The following is a 13,571-nucleotide window of genomic DNA, read 5'->3' as shown; positions in this document are numbered from 1 at the left end:
GCGAATATAGGGGAATCCCTGTTTTTCAGGTAACGACGTGGGAGGCAGGGGCAGTTCAGCCGATGTATCAGGCCGCATCCTCAGCCGAGGCCGCTTGCAGATAGCTCTGTTCGATACCCGGTCGGCCATGCCAGTAGCCGTCGCAGGCCTGGTCGGGCATGAGCTTGGCCATCTGCTGGTTGGCCGTCTGGGCGGGAAGGCGGTTGTCCATGACTTCGCGGAACAGTCTGAGGATTTTGGCGGTGAAAAACGCCTGTGGGCTGATGCGCACCACGTCGACGCCGGTTTCGCGCATCGCATCGAGTTCGCCGATCAGGTTGTAGACGCTGGCGGACTGGGTCTGGGTGCCGTTCAGGGCGAGGAAGGGCTGGCCTTCGCGGGTTTTCAGGGTGAGGCCGTTGACGTAGTCCATGCAGCGGAACTGGCAGTCGTCCTTGGGCAGGTTATGGTGACGGGCGGTGAAGCAGCGCGCTGAGAATGCCAGTGGCAGGCGGCCGTAGGCGAAGACCTCGGTCTCCATGCCGACGGGACGCGCTGCCTGCATGTGGACTAGCGCGTCGCGCGACATTTCCACCGGCATGACCCAGCGATTCGCCCCGAGTTCGGCCAGCAGGGCCAGCGTCTGTGGGTTGTAGGTGTTGATATGGGGTCCGGCGACAAAGGGAAGCTTGGTGGCGGAGAGTAGATGCACTGCACCCATGTCGTTGGCTTCCACTGAAAAATTACCGTTGCCAGCGATGCGGCGCAGGGTCTTCAAATCGGATTCCGACTCGATCAGCGCCTGGCTGGAAAGGACCACTTCCTTGCCGGCGGCGGTGAGTTTTTCCGCGACTTCAATCCAGTCTTCGGTGCGCAGGGTGTGGCGGCGCGAGCAGACGGTTTCGCCGAGGTAGACGATATCCACCGGAGAGGCGGCGATTTCGTCGTAGAAACTGAATGTCGTTTCACGTTCCCAGTAGTAGAGGATGGGGCCTAGTGCTAGTTTCATATCGAGATCTCTTTAAAAACCATGTTCACCGCAAAGGACGCAAGGTAACGTAAGGGAAAACCTTTTATGAAGTTGAATTCCTTCGCGCACCTTTGCGGTAAATTACTTTTCACTTCCACGGGCGGTGATACGCACCCAAGGTGTTTTGCTGCCCTTCGGCGACCTTATTCAGTTGCGCCATCCACGCTGGGTTGACAGCGTAGCTTTGCGGCGCGCGTTTGGCGGAGTCGATGGCGGAGCGCCAGACCTTGGTGACTTGTTCGACATAGGCGGGGCTACGCTGGCGGCCTTCGATCTTGATTGCGGCGATGCCCATAGCGATCATTTCCGGCAGCATCTCCAGGGTGTTGAGGCTGGTCGGCTCTTCGATGGCGTAGTAGGTTTCTTTGTTGACCTCGAAGCGGCCCTTGCACAGGGTCGGGTAGCCGGCATTTTCGTCTTTGCCGTAGCGGTCGAGCAGGATGCCGTTGAGGCGCGATTCCAGGCCTGTGGGTGTTTGTTCCCAGCGCACCGCCTTGGCTGGCGAGCAGACGCCGCAGGTATTGGGCGATTCGCCGGTGGCGTAGGAAGACAGGGCGCAGCGCCCTTCGACCATGACACACAGGCCGCCGAAGCCGAATAGCTCAATTTCCACCGGGGTGTTTTTTACCACCTGTTCGACCTGGGCCAGCGACAGTACGCGTGGGATGACCGCGCGCTGGATGCCGAAGTGTTCGTGGTAGAAGTTGATCGCTTCATAATTTGTCGCAGAGCCTTGCACCGACAGGTGCAGGCGCAGGTTCGGGTAGTTCTTCGCCGCGTAGCGCATCAGGCCGGGGTCGGCCAAAATGACGGCGTCGATGCCGAGTTCCACTGCATTATCCACCGCCGCCTGCCAGCGCTCCCATGTGTCGGACTGCGGGAAGGTGTTGAGCGCGAGCAGCACCTTGGCGCCCCTGGCGTGGGCGTAGCGCACGCCTTCGCGGGCGCTGGCCTGGTCGAAGTTCAGCCCGGCGAAGGCGCGTGCGTTGGTGTTGTCCTTGAAGCCCATGTAGACGCAGTCGGCGCCGTTATCGACAGCGACCTTCAGGGCGGGCAGGTTGCCTGCGGGGCAGACCAGTTCGAGAGATGCTTTAGGCGACATGTCTGAGTTCTTCCTTGGTTATGGGGCAAGCGAACTGTCCCTGGCGGGTATCCCGCCTTCTCAGTTCCTGCTCGATCTTGTTGAGTACATCCCATTTCTTAGAACACCAGTCGGGGGCAAGCAGGATATCCCTGGATGCGGTGCCGGTGACGCGGTGAAAGACAATATCCTCCGGCGTACGTTCGATCAGGTCGGAGACGATGCGGGTGTAGTCTTCCTGGCTCAGTGGCTGGTATTCGCCGCGCCGCCATTCCTGGGCGAGCACGGTGTGCTTGACGACATGCAGTGGGTGCAGCTTGAGCCCGTCCACGCCGTGCTCAATTACGGTATCCAGGCTGGCGTGGTAGTGTTCCTCGGTTTCGCCGGGCAGGCCGACGATCAGGTGGGCGCATACCGGGATACCTCGCTCGCGGGCCGCGGTCGTGGTTGTGAGGTATTCGGCCAGGCCGTGGCCGCGGTTTACCTTGTTCAAGGTTTCATCGAAGGCGGATTGCAGGCCGAGCTCAAGTACGACTTCGACGCCGCGCTCGCAGTATCCGGCGAGCAGGTCGAGCACCTCCGGCGGTACGCAGTCGGGGCGGGTGCCGATGGAGAGCCCGATCACGTCAGGCTCGGCCAGGGCTTCCTCATACATCTCGCGCAATTGCTCGATCTTGGCGTAGGTATTGGTATAGGCCTGGAAGTAGGCGATAAATTTTTTGGCGCGGGTGCAACGGGTGATGGCGTTTCTTCCCGAGCTCAGCTGCTCCTGCAGGGTGGGCGGCTTGCGCCCATTGGGGCTGAACGACTCGTTGTTGCAGAAGGTGCAACCGCCGATCCCTTTGCTGCCATCGCGGTTGGGGCAGGTCAGGCCGGCGTCGAGGGCGATCTTGTGCACGCGCTCGCCATGGCGTCGCAGCAGGAGCTGCCCATAGGTGTGTATACGGTCGGAAAGAACCATCGGGTGTCGGTTTCTGCTAGCTAAAATCTATTCGGATTTAAAGGTCTATAAAGGCCGTTTAGGCTAGCATGACTGCCCGAAAGCATCAACCCTGCCGGGTCAAGAAAAATGAATCAGGTCTGGCACAGTGGGCGGTTGTCCGGATTCTCCACGCTGTGGGCGATAGTGGTGGCGAACTGGTGAATTTCATCGATGCTGAGGCAGCTCATCAGGCGGTTCATCATCGCCGGCTCGATGCGGATCGCGCAGGGTTGGCCGTCGGCGAGGGTGATGTTGATGGTGGTAACGTGCTTGAGGCCGGGCTCGGCTTCCTCTACCATCTCGGCCTGCTCGTCGAGCAGGTGGGCGTAATAGGTGTCCAGACGGTTGTCGAGTTCCTCGTCGAGATCTTCCGGCACGGCCACTATCAGCCCCATGTTGTCGTTGCGTTCCTCGCAGCCGGCACCGATCAGGCGGGTGAATTCGGCGAAGCGCTCGGCCAATTCGGCGTTGAAGAAAATGTATTCCATCATGATGTGGTTCTCCTAAACAATTTGCTTGAAGGCGAGTGCGGCCTGGTTGCGCAGTGCGCGCAGCAGACAGAGTTCTTTCCGGGTCAGGGCGATGTCGCCGGCGTGCTCCTTGTCGGCGTAAATCAGTGCCACCGGTGTGTTGTTGAGGGAAAGCGGAAGCAGGATGAAGGTCTGGGCGGAAACGGCCTTGCGAAACCAGTCCGGAATGCTTGCTCTGATCTTCGGCGAATTGATGTCGGCGATCAGGATGTCGGAGTTCTTGCTCAGCACAGCATGAAATACGTCATTCGAAGGGCGCAGAGAGAACTTGAAATCGCGGGTGATTTGCGCAATATCCTGGCCCAGCCCGAAGCGCCCGGTCATGGAATCGGTTTTACGATCCTTGATGCACAACAGGATATGCTGAAATCCCATGCCCTGATGGAGTGTTTCCAGGGCCATACGCAGAAGGGTATTCAGGGGTGTGCCATCGAGCAGGGCCTGGCTGATGTTCTGGAGCCCTTCGGCCAGAATGATCTGGCCGTCGAGCCGTTCATCCTCGTCTGTTGCGTTGGCTATTGAGCCGCGCGCCGCGAGTATTTCCGGTGCAAAGGCGGTGTTGTGAACGGTAGGGGCATCGTCATCGGCGGCGCTTTCCCGGTATTCCGCTCCGCCGGCCCAGTCGATGAGGTGTTTTCCGAATTGACTATGCTGCAGGTTGAGGCGGATAGTGCCGGCGTATTGAATGGCTTCTTCCACGGCTTTTTCCAAGGCAGTGGTCATCTGTTTTTCGGTCAGGCGCACGGCATCTTCGAAGCGGCGCGCGACAGTCTGGATCGCGCTGGTCCGATTTTCGCGCGAGGCGTAGGCGATGGCTTCGCACAGCTCGTTGGCATGGGCTGCGATGAGGTGCAGCATGTCGTAGGGGGTGTCTTTCCGGATTTTCCCTGACGGCAGCTGGCGCATGCTTTCCACAATCTGGTCAGGAAAGCCCCAGATGCGCGCGATTTCCATGCCCAGGTTCCGGTAGGAAATGCCTAGCACCTGGGTGGAGGCGACATCCTCGCTATACTCCTTTTGCGCCATGGTTTTTTCGATTTCCCTGGTTTCTTCGGGAAAGTAGAACAGTGACAGCATCCGTCCAAGATTGTGGAACATGGCGCAGATGAAGATTTCTTCGGCATCCCCCCGCGCAACAACCTTGGCAGCGATGCCCTTGGCCAGAATGGCGCTGAACAGGGCGCGCAGGAATTCATCCTTGAGTTGGGTGACGAGCGCCTTGTTCTGCATGTGATCGAACAGCATCAGGGTGACAGAGAGGTTGCGCAGCGCATCCAGGCCAAGGATGACGACCGCGCGTGAGATGGTGGTGATCTTGCCGCTATCATGCTGGCCGTAGTAGGCGGAATTGACCAGCTTGAGAATCTTGTTGGTGAGGGCGACATCCTTGAGGATGGCACGCGACAGTTTTTCGAAGCTGTCCTGTCCGCCTGATGCGAGGATTTTGTTGATGATGCTGACCGACTCGGAGAGAGCGGGGAAATCGCTTTTATGGCGCATGCGCCGGAGCAGGAAATCCACCGTGCTTCTGCGCGATTGTTCCGAGAGTATGGGCAGGCCATCCGCATCCATCACCATGTAGGTGTGCAGCGCATCACGCATTTCCTGCGCGCTGGCATAGCGGTCGAGCGGGTTCGGCGCCAGCGCCTTGAGGATGATGTCGCCGAGTTTCTCGTCGATGAATTCGCTGGCTTCGGCGGGGTTGAAAATCGGGCCATTCACGATCTGGTTGAGGATCTGGAAAATGTCGTTACCCTGCACCGCGCGCTTACCGGTGACCATTTCGTAGAGGATCAGGCCGGCGGCAAAGATGTCACCCTTGATGCTGACCTCGCGGGTGTTGATGTATTCCGGCGACATGTATGCGGGCGTACCCATCAGCTCGTTGCCCTGGTGGGCCGCGCCGCTGATCTTGGTGGCGATGCCAAAATCCATCACGCGCGGGATGCCTTCCGGGTTCATCAGAATGTTGGAGGGTTTGAGGTCGCGATGGATGATCTTGTGCTGGTGGGCGTGAGCGATGGCGTCGAGTACCTGCTGGATGATCTGGATAGCGCGCGGCACCGGCAGGGCGCCATCTTCCTTCAACAGCGCCGCCAGGGTTTTGCCCTCGACGTATTCGAACACCAGGTAGGGATTGCTGTCGTGCTCCCCGGCTTCGAAGATCGGCACGATGTTGGGGTGCTGCAGCCGGCTGACCGTGCGCGATTCCTGGATCAGCGCCCCGATCTTGAGATCCCGATCCTCCTGCTGGGAGAAATGCATGGTCTTGATTGCAACCTCGCGCTGAAGTTGCGGGTCATGGGCCAGATACACCACGCTCTGGGCTCCTCTGCCCAGAATGCGCAGGACCTGGAATCTGCCGATGTTTTGTAGCATGCCGGGTAGTCCCGCTATAGCGTCTGCTTGATTGCCAGCAAGGCCTGGTTACGCAGTGTCCTTAACAGGCTCAGCTCGTTTTCCGGCATGTTGATGCCGCCTGCCGGCTCCTTGTCCGCATATATCAACGCTACCGGTACATTTTTGATATTCAGCGGAAACAGCACGAAGGTCTGGGCGGTAATAGTCTTGCGATACCAGTCCGGAATGCGATCCTTGATTTTCGGTTCGTTGATGTCGGAAATCAGGATGTCCACGCCCTTCGACAAGGCGGCGTGGAACACATCCGGAGTATAGCTGAGGGGGAACTTGAAGGTCTTGATGGTCTGGTTGATATCCTCGCCGAAGCCGAAGCGCCCGACCATGGCGTTCTGCTTGGCATCCTTGATGCATAGTAGAACGCGCTGAAAGCCCATGCTGCGGTACATGGTTTCCAGGATCATGCGCAGGAGGTCGTTGAGGGAGCAGCCATCCACCAGGGAATTGCTGATGTCCTGGATGCCGGCGGTGAGGATGGCCTGGGCATTGCCAGCATTCGGCTTGTTTCCCATGTCTTCCGGCAACTTTGCCTGGGCCAGTGTGACTCCCTCTGTTGCGGTGATCGCCACCGTGTCCTGCATCTGCGATTCTGCCTCAGTCAGACTGGTGCCGTCAGCAGCGAGCTCTGCTGCTCCTTCCTTTATGACCTCTCCTTGATGGGTGTGTCCCGTCCAGGTGGCGACTTGCTTGCCGATCTGGCTCTGCCTTATTCCCAGACGTACCGTGCCGGCGAACTGGGTGATTTCGTCGAGGGCTTTCTCCAGGGTCTGCTGTAACTGCTTTTCCTGGATCGGCATGCTGTCGCCATAGCGCCCGGAGAGCTTTTTGATCGACTTCAGCCGGTCCTCGCTGGGAGTATTGGCTACGATTTCGCACAGTTCATTGGAGAAGCTGGTGATGATGCGCAGCTTATCCATGGGTGTTTTGGGACGGGGGACGGAATCGGGCGGCAGCTTGCGCATGCTGTGCACGATCTGTTCCGGGAAGCCCCAGGTCCTGGCGATGCCGATGCCCAAGTCCTGGTAGGAAATGCCGAGCACCTGGGCGGAAGCAATATCTTCGTTGCATTCTTTCTGGGCCATGACCCTGTTTATGCTTTCGGCCTCTTCCTGGAAATAGAACATGGCCAGGAGGCGCCCCAGGTTATGGAACATCGAGCAGATAAAAGCTTCTTCAGGATCCTTGATGTCTTTGGAGGCGCCTTTGGCAATATCCTTGGCTATGAGCCCGCTGAACAGGGTCTGAATGAATTCTTCCTTCAGATGCGTCGCATGAGCCTTGTTCTGCATGTGTTCGAACAGGATCAGGGTGACAGCGATGTTGCGCACCGCGTCGAAGCCGAGAATGATCACGGCGCGCGAAATGGTGCTGATGGTGCCGCCGCCGTATGTGCTATAGAAGGCAGTGTTGACCAGTCGCAGAATCTTATTGGTGAGGGCGAAATCCTTCAGGATCGAGTTGGAAAGCTTGTTGATGCTCTCCCGGTCGGAGGAAACCACACGGTTGATGGAACTGACCGACTCCGACAGGGCAGGGAAATCGCCTCTGTGGCGCATCCGCCGCAGCAGGAAATCCAGCGTGCTCTGTTTCGATTCGGTGGAGGGAGGAGAGGCTTCTTCACCCGCCAGCATGAACGCGTGCAGCGCCTCCCCCATCTCCTCGGCGCTGGCATAGCGGTCGAGAGGCTTTTTTGCCAGCGCCTTGAGGATGATGTCGCCAAGCTTTTCATCGATGGCTATTTCGCTGCTCGGAGGGAGCTCGATCGGTTCGGAAGCGATGCGGTGCATGACCTGGTAAATGTTGCTGCCCTGTACTGCCTTGTGCCCAACCACCATTTCGTAAAGGATCAGGCCGGCGGCGAAAATATCATTTTTTTCGCTGACTGTCCGGCCGTCGATGTATTCTGGCGCCATATAGGCTGGCGTGCCTATCAGAACATCGTTGTGCTCGCCCGGTTTGTCGGAGATGCGTTCGGCGATGCCGAAATCCATCACCCGCGGGATGCCTTCCGGGCTGATCAGAATGTTGGAGGGTTTCAGGTCTCGGTGGATGATGCCATTCTGGTGAGCATGGGCGACGGCGTCGAGCACCGGGCCGATAATGCCGATAGCCTCGTTGGTGGGCAGAGCCCCTTTTTCTCGCAGCAGATCGGCCAGGGTCTGACCCTCGACATACTCGAATACCAGATAAGGATCGCCTTCGTATTCCCCAGCCTCAAAAATAGGTACGAGGTTGGGGTGACGCATCTTGCTGACTGTGCGCGATTCCTGGATCAGCGCCTGAATCTCGTTCTGCTGGTCCTTCTGTTTCGTGAAATGCAGGGTTTTGATCGCCACTTCGCGTTGCAGCTTGGGATCGTAAGCGAGATAAACCACACTCTGCGCACCCTTGCCCAGAATCCGGGTCACTTCAAATCGGTCGATTTTCTGTATGTCTTGATTCATGCTGTTTTCGGGGACTACTCGTTGTCTGGAGGTAGAAAAAATATCGATAAATCGTTATACAACGCTATTCTGCAATAGATATGGCAGATTGTCGCCTGGAGGCGCTTACTTTTGGTGAGTCAATCGCGGTCAGCCGGGCGGAACCAGAGTAAAATAGCGTTTTACGGTTGAATCAAGGCTGAATATGTCGCAAGTTAATTCCGTCTGGCGCACGTTTTCCGCCGCGCCCCATCGCATGATGTTTCTGGCTGGTGCGGTACAGGGGCTGGCTGCTATCGTCTGGTGGCTGACCGAGTTGATCGGCCGCTATACCTCCGCCTGGCTGGCACCGACCTGGGCGATTCCGGCCACTTGGGCGCACGGCTTCCTGATGATTTACGGCTTCTTCCCATTTTTCATCTTCGGCTTCCTGATGACTGTCTATCCCAGCTGGATGAATGGCGCCAAGGTGCCGCCGCGCCGCTATGTGCCGGCTTTCCTGCTGCTGGCGTGCGGCGTGCTGCTGTTTTACCTCGGCCTGCTGGCCGGAAAAGGGCTGCTGATCGTCGCGCTGGTACTGATGCTGGCCGGCTGGGGCATCGCTTTTTATGCGCTGCTCGACGTACTGATCACTGCGCGTCATCCTGACAAGCTGCACCCCAGAATCACCAGCGTCGCCCTTGGCATGGGCTGGCTTGGCATTCTGGCCTACCTGCTCTGGTTGGTGACCGGTAACGCCCTGTTCGCGCTGTTTTCCCTCAAGGCCGGAGTGTGGTTTTTGCTGCTGCCGATCTTCTTTACCGTCGGCCACCGCATGATTCCGTTCTTCTCCAGCCGGGTGCTGGACAACTATAAAATCGTCCGGCCCACCGGCGCGCTCAGTGTGATGCTGGTGTGTGTTTATGGCCACGGCACGCTGGAAATTCTGGGCTGGAACACCTGGCTATGGCTGTTCGACCTGCCCTTGCTGGCGCAGACACTGTATTTGAGCTGGCACTGGCAGCTGCGCCGCAGCTTCGAAGTGCGTTTGTTGGCAGTATTGCACATCGCTTTTGCCTGGACCTCTATCGCGCTGGCGCTGTATGCCGTGCAGAGCCTTGCGCTGCTGGCCGGTGTCGTCATTCTGGGCTTCGCGCCGTTACATGCCCTGACCATCGGCCTGTTCGGTTCTATGGTACTGGGCATGGCCTCGCGCGTCACGCTCGGCCATTCCGGCGCGGAACTTCAGGCAGATGGCCCTACCTGGGCACTGTTCTGGGGATTCCAGCTCGCCGCACTGGCTCGCATCGGCGGAGACCTGCCGCTGGCTGGCGCGGCGGCAGGTCATTTCTACCTGTGTGCCGCTGCGGTCTGGCTCGCTTGTTTTACGCCCTGGTTCGTCAAATATGCACCCAAGTATTGGCGGCCAAGGTCGGATGGGCAGCCGGGATAAGCTGAGTTGAAGCCCTGTGGCGGCGGGTTGATTTCTCTGCTTCATGACATTCGGTTGACTTCCTCCCGCGTAACCTTACAATCCCCATAAGTTCCGCCTTTCCCGCAGTTCAGTCCAACAAAGTTTATCCGCCTCCAATAGGTCGTGGGGCTCTTGCAGAATCGGGTGGGGCAGCGGATAAACGCTATTCGTTAGAGGTTTACATGCTCCGACTACTTGCTGCGTTACTGTTTTTTGTTGCATCGCTTCCGGCGCAAGCGGTTCAACTTTCATGCTCCGAAGACAGCAATACGCGGCAGCGACTCTGCTACAACCCTAAAGCAGTTCGTTCAAATGGTGATCTGCGCGCAGTACGCCTCTATAAAGGCGGCCCGAATGGTGCCGATGACACTGGCTTTACCGCAGTCCTAAATTGCAAAGTTGGATATTTGGAAATGCGAGACAAACAGGGGGTTGTTTTTGCCCGTGACCAGCCAGAAAAGCTCTATGTTGTGCTCTTTAGGGATTACGTCTGCGGCGAAAAACAACACAAGCATGACAAATCGCTCAACTAATTCTCTAACAATTCATTCTACCTACCGGCCTGCGTGAAAAGCCGAGCAGGCTAGTGAATTCAGACGTAGACGGAAAGGTCATCAATGAACCATGCGCTCACATTCACGGTCGCGGCACTGATTGCTGGCGTCAGTTTGTACTTCAGCTGGGCACTTCGTGATTGGTCGTGGTTTCAGCGGTCAGGGAGTCTTGTGGCTGTTTCAGGGGTGCTACTTGAATATTGGCAGGTGTTAACAACACCTAAGGCAGACTCCATGCCTTTTTGGCGAACACAGGAAGGACACAGTGCCGCGCGAGTAGCCATTGTTATTGCGTGCTTTGGTTCAGTTATACAAGGCTATGGTGATCTGCTTTCGCGAGTAGTGCAGTGCAAGTGACTCAGCTGCGTAGGTTGGGGTATCTAAGACGTAGCCCGAGTATCTAACCCTTTCCAGCCCTCACTCATCGAAGGTGCAGCAAGCGTAGCCCGGATGAAATGAAATGGAATCCGGGGCATCCCACCCCACGGCAGGATGGTTGCCGGGCAGACGATTGCCTCTGCCCATGCCCTGGTTCGTCAAATATGCACCCAAGTATTGGCGGCTACGTCCGGATGGACAACCGGTTTAGTAATGGGGCGGGGTTTCGTTCGTCGTACGCTGTTCGGCTGCGCCGTCCGATAATTCCTTGACGTGCCGGATCAGCGCTTCGCAAATGGCTTCCAGGTGGTCGATCTTTTTTTGTTGCTGGCAGACTACCTGGTTCAACTCTTCGACCGTAACTTCCTGGTGGGAGAGCTTTATTTCGATTTCAATCAGCCGGTCTTCGCTCATCTTTATTTCATGTCTTTCTGTTACTCACCGAGCAAATCGGCCAGAGTGTACAGATCCAGCGTTGCAAGAAAACTTTGCAGGGCCTCGCCCATGGCGGTTTTCAGGCGGCAGGCGGGAGCCAGGACGCAGGCGCTGAAGTCGGGTTGGAAGCAGGCGACGATGTCCATGTTCTCTTCCATGCTGCGCACCACGTCGCCCACCACGATCTGCTCCGGCGGGCGCGCCAGTTTGATGCCGCCGCCCTTGCCGCGCAGGGTGTCGATATAGCCGTTTGCGCCGAGCTGGTGCACCACCTTCATCAAGTGGTTGCGCGAGATGTCGTGATAGGTGGCGATTTCGCTGATGGTGGCGAGCTTTTCCGGTCTCGTGCCGAGATAGATCAGTGTGCGCAGGGAGTAGTCGGTGTAGCGGGTCAGGTGCATGGAAGGTTCGGTGGGTTAGCGGGTCAGCTGCGCATACAGCAGCGGCAGCTGTTTCGGCAGCTCCGATGGTTTCCTGATTACAACATATCCGCCGATGCCGAACAAGTGCGGCAGGTAGCTGCCGGCCTTTTCGTCGATGGTGACGCAGAATGGACGCAGCCCCATCTGGCGCGCTTCGAGCAGGGCGACGCGGGTGTCTTCGATGCCGTAGCGCCCTTCGTACTGGTCGAGATCGTTGGGTTTGCCGTCGGTGAGGATGAACAAAATTCTTTGCGTCGCCTGCTGTTTCGTCAGAAGCTGGCTGGCGTGGCGGATGGCGGCACCCATGCGGGTGTAGTAGCCGGGCTTGATGGCGGCGATGCGGCCGCGGATGCTGGCGTTGTATTTCTCGCCGAATTCCTTGAGGACGTGGAAGCGCACGTTGTCGCGCTTGAGCGAGGAAAAGCCGTACAGGCTGAAGCGGTCGCCGGTGGCGGAGAGCGCCTCGGCGAACAGGTACAGGCTGTCGCGGACGACGTCGATGACGCGGGCGGTGTCGCTCACCCATGCGTCGGTGGAGAGCGACAGATCGGCCAGCATCAGACAGGCGAGGTCACGGTCGCGGTAGTGGTGGGCGCGGTACAGGCCGCGCTCGGCGGCGTGGCCGGTGAGCCGGTCGGCGGTGAACTGGACGCAGGCGTCCAGGTCGGGCTCGGTGCCGTCGAACTGGCCCCTGATCCACACCCGCGCCGGTGTAAGCGCCTCGAACTGGCTACGGATGCGGCGCGCAGTGGCAGCGAGGTGGTGAGGCAGCGGACAGGGAGGCGCTGCGCGCGCGACCATCGGCTGCAGGCAGCAGTGGTCGGGCTGCAGGATCTGCTTCTTGTAGTGCCATTCCGGTAGCAGGATGCCCTGCCCGAGCGGCATGTCGTCCTGTGCAGCGGAAGGCAGGTCGAGATCGAATCGCAGGCGCGAAGCGACGCTTTTGCCGTCCTGTGCCACGCTCAGGTGGTTGAGGTCATCTATGGCCGGGTCGGCGCCCGGGTCGCTGTTATCCTCGGTCGGACGGTTGGCCTTGATGTATTCGGCCCAGCTGAAAATACTTTCGGCACGGAAGAACAGGATGAAGGGGTTCTTGTTGTCCGGCATGTCCACCCGTTCTGCCTGGCGGCGCTGGGTGTCGTCGGTTTTCTTGCTGTTGCCGTCGCCTTCCTGCTGCGGTTCGCCGGGGGCGGCTTTGTCGCCTGCCTGCTGTGGCATCGAACGCGGCGGGTTGGGGTGCAGCCACAGGCGCACCGGGTGAGGCGGACGGTTGGCGCGCGGCAGCTTGTCGACGCTGCCGGGATTTTGCAGTGCAGTGCGGATGGCCAGTTCCATGGCGGCTTCATCCGGCGGCAGCCTGGCCGGGTCGGGGCGTAGTGCCAGCGTGGCGTCGAGCAGGCGCCGGTAGCGCGAACGCAGGCCGGGGAAGCGCTCGAATACAGTGAGGGTGGCCTGCTGGCTGCGCATGATCCAGGAGCGCTGGTCGGGCTCGCCCACTGCCGCCAGGGCAATCAGCCACAGGTAGAGGTCGCGGTTGAGGCTGCGCTGCGGCAGGATGTCGAGCATCGCTGGCAGGCGCAGGGTGTCTTCGTCGAGCCAGGTCAGTGCGGTTTTTTCGCCGCTGCCGGCGATGCGCTGCAGCAGGCTGCGGCGCGCCCCGTGTTCGGTGGCGCTGGCCGCCCTGACGTCGAGACCGCTGTCGCCACCGAGGGCTCGGAAGAAGATGCCGGCGGTCTTGCTCATGCTTTCGAGCGTCACCGCTTCCTGCGGATAGCGCTTCTCTGCCGCGCCGGTGATGAACTTGTGCCAGAGTGCGCCTACTGTTTCTTCCATTTAAATACTTTCACCGCGGAGGCGCGGAGGCGCAGAGAGAATCATGATGAAGA

Annotated in this window: 11 protein-coding genes; 2 read left to right on the top strand and 9 right to left on the bottom strand. The window is 58.8% G+C overall.

The window, feature by feature from the left end; translation table 11 throughout:
* Positions 1 to 67 precede the first annotated feature (67 nt).
* The 6 genes from SCT_RS03125 to SCT_RS03100 all read right to left on the bottom strand — a co-directional run bounded on the left by SCT_RS03125 (position 68) and on the right by SCT_RS03100 (position 8,464).
* On the bottom strand, positions 68 to 988 hold the full coding sequence (locus tag SCT_RS03125; RefSeq protein ID WP_059418926.1) for a U32 family peptidase: 921 nt from the start codon (positions 986 to 988) through the stop codon (positions 68 to 70).
* A 109-nt stretch (positions 989 to 1,097) separates the two neighbouring features.
* A complete protein-coding gene (locus SCT_RS03120) occupies positions 1,098 to 2,111 on the bottom strand; it encodes a peptidase U32 family protein (protein ID WP_059418925.1) in 1,014 nt (337 codons plus the stop codon).
* Positions 2,101 to 3,051 carry a TIGR01212 family radical SAM protein gene (locus SCT_RS03115; RefSeq protein WP_059418923.1) on the bottom strand — a complete coding sequence of 317 codons (951 nt, stop codon included), beginning with the start codon at positions 3,049 to 3,051 and terminating at the stop codon, positions 2,101 to 2,103. Before SCT_RS03115 ends, SCT_RS03120 begins: the two co-directional genes overlap by 11 nt.
* Positions 3,052 to 3,164: 113 nt before the next feature.
* Positions 3,165 to 3,563 carry a hypothetical protein gene (locus tag SCT_RS03110; protein WP_059418921.1) on the bottom strand — a complete coding sequence of 133 codons (399 nt, stop codon included), beginning with the start codon at positions 3,561 to 3,563 and terminating at the stop codon, positions 3,165 to 3,167.
* A 12-nt stretch (positions 3,564 to 3,575) separates the two neighbouring features.
* A complete protein-coding gene (locus SCT_RS03105) occupies positions 3,576 to 5,981 on the bottom strand; it encodes a serine/threonine protein kinase (RefSeq protein WP_059418919.1) in 2,406 nt (801 codons plus the stop codon).
* 14 nt (positions 5,982 to 5,995) lie between these two features.
* Positions 5,996 to 8,464: a serine/threonine protein kinase gene (locus SCT_RS03100; RefSeq protein ID WP_059418916.1), complete on the bottom strand. Its 2,469-nt coding sequence runs from the start codon at positions 8,462 to 8,464 to the stop codon at positions 5,996 to 5,998.
* 184 nt (positions 8,465 to 8,648) lie between these two features.
* On the opposite strand from SCT_RS03100, the gene SCT_RS03095 reads away from it, so the two are divergent.
* Both SCT_RS03095 and SCT_RS16995 read left to right on the top strand, forming a co-directional pair.
* Positions 8,649 to 9,875, top strand: a complete 1,227-nt coding sequence (locus SCT_RS03095; protein WP_059418913.1) for an NnrS family protein — start codon at positions 8,649 to 8,651, stop codon at positions 9,873 to 9,875.
* A 203-nt stretch (positions 9,876 to 10,078) separates the two neighbouring features.
* On the top strand, positions 10,079 to 10,429 hold the full coding sequence (locus SCT_RS16995; RefSeq protein WP_144408207.1) for a hypothetical protein: 351 nt from the start codon (positions 10,079 to 10,081) through the stop codon (positions 10,427 to 10,429).
* Positions 10,430 to 11,035: 606 nt separating this feature from the next.
* On the opposite strand, the gene SCT_RS03090 is transcribed toward SCT_RS16995, so the two are convergent.
* The 3 genes from SCT_RS03090 to SCT_RS03080 are packed head-to-tail and all read right to left on the bottom strand — an operon-like array spanning position 11,036 to position 13,518.
* Positions 11,036 to 11,242 (bottom strand): SlyX family protein, encoded by a 207-nt coding sequence (locus SCT_RS03090; protein ID WP_059418912.1) that lies wholly within the window; start codon positions 11,240 to 11,242, stop codon positions 11,036 to 11,038.
* A gap of 20 nt (positions 11,243 to 11,262) precedes the next feature.
* Positions 11,263 to 11,664: an Rrf2 family transcriptional regulator gene (locus SCT_RS03085; RefSeq protein WP_059418910.1), complete on the bottom strand. Its 402-nt coding sequence runs from the start codon at positions 11,662 to 11,664 to the stop codon at positions 11,263 to 11,265.
* A gap of 15 nt (positions 11,665 to 11,679) precedes the next feature.
* Entirely contained in the window at positions 11,680 to 13,518 is a 1,839-nt protein-coding gene (locus SCT_RS03080; protein WP_059418908.1) for a nitric oxide reductase activation protein NorD, read from the bottom strand.
* Positions 13,519 to 13,571 lie beyond the last annotated feature (53 nt).

It is taken from the genome of Sulfuricella sp. T08 (assembly GCF_000971475.1).
Lineage (GTDB): Bacteria > Pseudomonadota > Gammaproteobacteria > Burkholderiales > Sulfuricellaceae > Sulfuricella.
The sequence above is the reverse complement of the archived record's forward strand: the minus strand, read 5'-3'. Positions and strand labels throughout refer to the sequence as shown.